The following is a 3,423-nucleotide window of genomic DNA, read 5'->3' as shown; positions in this document are numbered from 1 at the left end:
GGCCAGGCCTCAGCATTTTATTATGGTGATCCCCTGGGCGAAATGCGCCTGGTAAGCAGAGTTTTTGAAATGTAAGGCCTTTGAATAAGACAAAAGGCTGCCTCATCGCTAACTTTGCAACAGTGCCAGTTTTATTACGAACGTGTTTTGGGTGGACAACGGAAAACATATTTCATCGAAAGACCAAAAAAAGAAAAAACACTTCCTGTTGTGATGAGTGAAGAAGAAACCATTCGGGTACTACGCGCTATTGAAAACGTGAAACACAAGGCTATTCTGATGACTATTTATTCGGCAGGTTTGCGCATTTCTGAATGTATAAACCTGAAAATAAAAGACATTGACTCCAAGCGCATGCAAATTCGTATAGAACAGTCAAAAGGAAAAAGAGATCGTTATACCATTTTATCTGAGAAAACATTAATTATTTTAAGAACATACTTTATGGAATATAAACCAAAAGATTATTTATTTGAAGGTCAAAAAGGTGGCGCATACTCAAGCCGAAGTATTCAAAACATTTTTAAAGCAGCTGTTTTAAAAGCAAAGATTCAAAAGGAAGTTACTGTACATACCTTACGACATAGCTTTGCAACGCATTTGCTTGAGAATGGTACGAGTTTACGTTATATTCAATCGTTGTTAGGTCATTCAAGCAGTAAAACAACTGAGGTTTATACACATATTACCACCAAGGGAATGGAACAATTAAAAAGTCCGATGGATTTGTTAGATATATAGAAAGGATTTGTATATTTGAGCAAAACTTAACAAAAAGCACTATGAATATAAATCCTTTTGAGAGAGTAGAAACGAACGGTAAACGGTTGAAAACGGATTTGTCACTGATAATGAAAGGTTTAGCAAAATAAGATATAGTGGATATATACGCCATTTGGCGTATAGCCACTTGTTATGTGCCATTTTTGAATGACAATGCGAATAGATACAGACAAACAAATGAATTTACTTAGTGATAAGAACGTTGCAATAATTGGTGGTGGACCCGTTGGACTGACTATGGCAAAATTATTACAGCAAAACGGCATAGACGTTTCAGTTTACGAAAGAGACAACGACCGAGAGGCAAGAATTTTTGGTGGAACCCTTGACCTACACAAAGGTTCAGGTCAGGAAGCAATGAAAAAAGCGGGATTGTTACAAACTTATTATGACTTAGCCTTACCAATGGGTGTAAATATTGCTGATGAAAAAGGCAATATTTTATCCACAAAAAATGTAAAGCCCGAAAATCGATTTGACAATCCTGAAATAAACAGAAATGACTTAAGGGCTATCTTGTTGAATAGTTTAGAAAACGACACGGTTATTTGGGATAGAAAACTTGTTATGCTTGAACCTGGTAAGAAGAAGTGGACACTAACTTTTGAGAATAAACCGAGTGAAACAGCAGATTTGGTTATTCTTGCCAATGGTGGAATGTCGAAAATAAGGAGCTTTGTTACCGACACGCAAGTTGAAGAAACCGGTACTTTCAACATCCAAGCTGATATTCTTCAACCGGAAATAAACTGTCCCGGATTTTTTCAGCTATGCAACGGCAACCGATTAATGGCGGGACATCAGGGCATTTTATTGTTTGCCAATCCCAATAATAATGGTGCATTGTATTTAGGAATTAGTTTTAAAACGCCCGATGAATGGAAAAATAAAATTCCCTTAGATTTTCAGGACAGAAACAGCGTTGCCGATTTTTTATTGAAAAGATTTTCCAAATGGAGTGAAGTTTACAAACAATTAATACGTTCGGTATCAACATTTCAATGCTTGCCCACAAGGAAATTTCCTTTGAACAATGATTGGAAAAGTAACCGTCCATTACCCATAACAATGATTGGCGATGCTGCTCATTTGATGTCGCCTTTTGCAGGACAGGGTGTAAATACGGGATTATTGGATGCTTTGATATTGTCTGAAAACCTTACAAACGGAGAATTTACAAGTATTGAAAATGCCATCGAAAACTACGAACAACAAATGTTTGTTTATGCAAAAGATACGCAGGACGAATCGACAGAAAACGAAACCGAAATGTTTAGTCCCAATTTTTCGTTTCAAAAATTATTGAATCTATAAACAGTAAGAAAAAACGGCTACTAACAAGCAGTTTTGCAATAGTGGGGCAGAAGTGCAAAATTGAACTTGTGTGCTTCTATCAACTTTTGTACATTAGCTGCCAGTTTAAGATGGGTGCATTTGAGTATGCCCAAAGGAGCCCGCAAGTATGCGCAGGACGAAGCCAGTAGCCGCGCCGATGGTGGCGCGGGTCTATCTGCGCGTCAGCACCGACGCGCAGGACTTGGAACGCCAAGAGGCGATCACTACGGCCGCGAAGGCCGCCGGCTACTACGTCGCCGGCATCTACCGTGAGAAGGCATCCGGCGCACGCGCCGACCGGCCTGAGCTGCTGCGCATGATCGGCGACCTACAGCCCGGCGAGGTGGTCATTGCCGAGAAGATCGACCGCATCAGCCGCCTACCTTTGCCCGAGGCCGAGCGCCTGGTGGCCTCGATACAGGCCAAAGGCGCACGCCTGGCCGTCCCTGGCGTGGTCGATCTATCCGACCTGGCGGCCGAGGCCCAGGGCGTCGCCAAGATCGTGCTGGAAGCCGTGCAGATCATGCTTTTTCGCCTGGCCTTGCAGATGGCCCGCGACGACTACGAGGACAGGCGCGAACGCCAGCGCCAAGGCATTGAGTTGGCCCGCCAGGCCGGGCGGTACAAGGGCCGCCGTGCTGATCCGAAGCGCCGCGCCCAAGTTGTCGCGCTGCGCAAGTCCGGCTACAGCATCAACAAGACCGCCGAGCTGGCCGGGTACAGTGCGGCCCAGGTGAAACGGATATGGGCCGAGGTCAGCCAGGCCGAAGCGAAGCAGCACGGCGCGTTCGTGGAGGACGCATTGACGGAAGCCGATGCCCTGGCCGCTGTCGGCCAGGATGAGCGCCAGGAGGAAAGGGCATGAAGAAGCCGAACCAAGACGACGAGCCGTTTTTCATCACCGAGGAGATTGCGGCCGAAATGATCGCCGGCGGCTATGAGTTCGAGCTGCCGCCCATTCCTTGCACCATCCGCCTACGCGACGTGCTGGAGCGCATGACCGATGCTGAGCTAGCATTGCAGCCGGGCGAGATCGCCGACCAGGAGCGTGAACGCTGCCGGCGCAAGCCGTGTTCAACCTCATGATCTGGTCATGGTATTTTTCATGGCACTGAGCCTGATAGTTCTTGCAAATTGTTGTCACTAAAGGGTTTTGTGTGCTTGTTTACAATCGAGTGGGAGTGACGGGCACTGGCTGGCAATGTCTAGCAACGGCAGGCATTTCGGCTGAGGGTAAAAGAACTTTCCGCTAAGCGATAGACTGTATGTAAACACAGTATTGCAAGGACGCGGAACATGCCTCAT

At 45.6% G+C, this 3,423-nt stretch carries 4 protein-coding genes and 1 pseudogene; all 5 read left to right on the top strand.

The window, feature by feature from the left end; all coding sequences use genetic code 11:
• Positions 1 to 75, top strand: a pseudogene (locus tag FTU55_RS14735) (IS6 family transposase); the annotation flags it as partial.
• Between the two features lie 72 nt (positions 76 to 147).
• Complete coding sequence (locus FTU55_RS14730) at positions 148 to 741, top strand: tyrosine-type recombinase/integrase (protein WP_205779272.1); 594 nt, start codon at positions 148 to 150, stop codon at positions 739 to 741.
• A gap of 189 nt (positions 742 to 930) precedes the next feature.
• Positions 931 to 2,097 carry a tetracycline-inactivating monooxygenase Tet(X3) gene (locus FTU55_RS14725; protein WP_024160783.1) on the top strand — a complete coding sequence of 389 codons (1,167 nt, stop codon included), beginning with the start codon at positions 931 to 933 and terminating at the stop codon, positions 2,095 to 2,097.
• A 148-nt stretch (positions 2,098 to 2,245) separates the two neighbouring features.
• Positions 2,246 to 2,983 (top strand): recombinase family protein, encoded by a 738-nt coding sequence (locus FTU55_RS14720; protein ID WP_001366550.1) that lies wholly within the window; start codon positions 2,246 to 2,248, stop codon positions 2,981 to 2,983.
• The gene (locus FTU55_RS14715) at positions 2,980 to 3,204 is read left to right on the top strand and encodes a hypothetical protein (RefSeq protein WP_000743213.1); all 225 of its coding nucleotides are present in this window, start codon (positions 2,980 to 2,982) and stop codon (positions 3,202 to 3,204) included. The genes FTU55_RS14720 and FTU55_RS14715 overlap by 4 nt, the downstream gene beginning before the upstream one ends.
• Positions 3,205 to 3,423: the final 219 nt, after the last annotated feature.

Origin of the sequence: Acinetobacter sp. YH12117, assembly GCF_013418865.1 — a bacterium.
Lineage (GTDB): Bacteria > Pseudomonadota > Gammaproteobacteria > Pseudomonadales > Moraxellaceae > Acinetobacter > Acinetobacter indicus.
This window is presented reverse-complemented; position numbering and strand designations above follow the sequence as displayed.